This is a genomic window from Streptomyces sp. WAC06614 (assembly GCF_003949795.1).
GTDB lineage: Bacteria > Actinomycetota > Actinomycetes > Streptomycetales > Streptomycetaceae > Streptomyces.
The window spans coordinates 1-1,154 of the sequence record NZ_RPRY01000696.1 but is presented as its reverse complement, the minus strand read 5'-3'; the positions used below and the strand labels follow the sequence as shown (position 1 = coordinate 1,154).

At 74.4% G+C, this 1,154-nt stretch carries 1 protein-coding gene; it reads right to left on the bottom strand.

The genetic code is table 11. The features are described from left to right. Positions 1-18 precede the first annotated feature (18 nt). Positions 19-975 carry a hypothetical protein gene (locus tag EF918_RS35960; RefSeq protein WP_125653002.1) on the bottom strand — a complete coding sequence of 319 codons (957 nt, stop codon included), beginning with the start codon at positions 973-975 and terminating at the stop codon, positions 19-21. Positions 976-1,154: the final 179 nt, after the last annotated feature.

Below are 1,154 nucleotides of genomic sequence, written 5' to 3'. Positions count from 1 at the left end.
GGGTCGTACGGGGGTGGGTCAGGCGGTGCCGAGTGCGGCGCTGCGCGCGGCGAGGAAGGCCTTGTGCGGGTCGAGGTCCGGGTAGGACCAGGGGGCACTGGTCGCGTGCCGCCCGATCCGGTGGAAGAGGGCGGCGGCCTCGGCGGGCCGGCCCTCGCAGAGCTTGGCGTGGGCGAGGAAGTTCAGGTCGACGCGGTTGCGGGGGTGGTCCTCGCGCTCCCATTCGAGCCACCAGTCGAAGGCCGTGCGCAGCACCTGGCGGGCCCGGCGGCCGGACCAGTGCTGGGTGGCGCTGCCCTCGCTGTTGAAGGTGCTGCCGTGCTTGGCGGCGAGGACGCGGTAGCGCTCGGCGTGGGCGATCACGGGGAGGACGGCGAGCGGGGAGTCGGCCGGGGACTCCTCGGCGGCCCAGGCCGCGAAGTCGTAGACCTCGTGGAGCGGGTCGTGGCCGGTGGCGGGGGTGCGTTCGGCGAGCTTGGCGACCATGAGGTGGTGGGCGTGGTGGTGCTCGCGGTGCCGGACCCGGACCTGGTCGAAGTGGCGGCTGAACTCCTCCTCGGTGCCGAAGGCCCGGGTGAGCAGGAGCAGGGCGAGCCAGGGGGTGGGGTCGGCGGGGAGCAGCGCGGCCGCACGGCGGCAGGCCTGGTCGGCGGCCTCGGGGGTGCCCTTGCGGCGCAGGGCGTCGAAGACGGCCGCGCAGGCCAGGAGGGTGAGGGCGTCGGCGCTGTCGGGTTCTGCGAGGAGCCATTCGCGGGCCCAGGCGGTGGCGGCGGGGGTCTGGCCGAGGACGACGAGGCGGTGTCCGCGGCGGTCCCAGTCGTCGCCGGTCGCGGTGAGCAGCGCGCGCACCTTGGCCCACCGGCCCTGGGTGAACTGCGTCCGTACGTCGACGAGTTCGGAGTCGCACAGGGCCGGGTCGAAGAGCTGGGCGTCCCGCTTGCGGGCGCGGCCCAGTGGCGGCGGAGGCGGCGACATCCGCGGATTTCCCTCCAGGACGGCGCTGGCGCGGGTGATGTGGGGTCACCTCGGGGTCACTCCCGGTGGTGATCACGGACAGCAAAGCGGTAGGCACAGCTCCGAGTCAAGGCCTGATCTGCGCGGTGGCGCGTTTCAACTGGTTGGTCCGGCGGTGGAGTTGGCCGGGGGCTCCGGCG

Bases quoted from the DNA above. Each gene is read 5' to 3' on its own strand.
- EF918_RS35960 (WP_125653002.1), bottom strand. From the start codon at position 975: ATGTCGCCGCCTCCGCCGCCACTGGGCCGCGCCCGCAAGCGGGACGCC.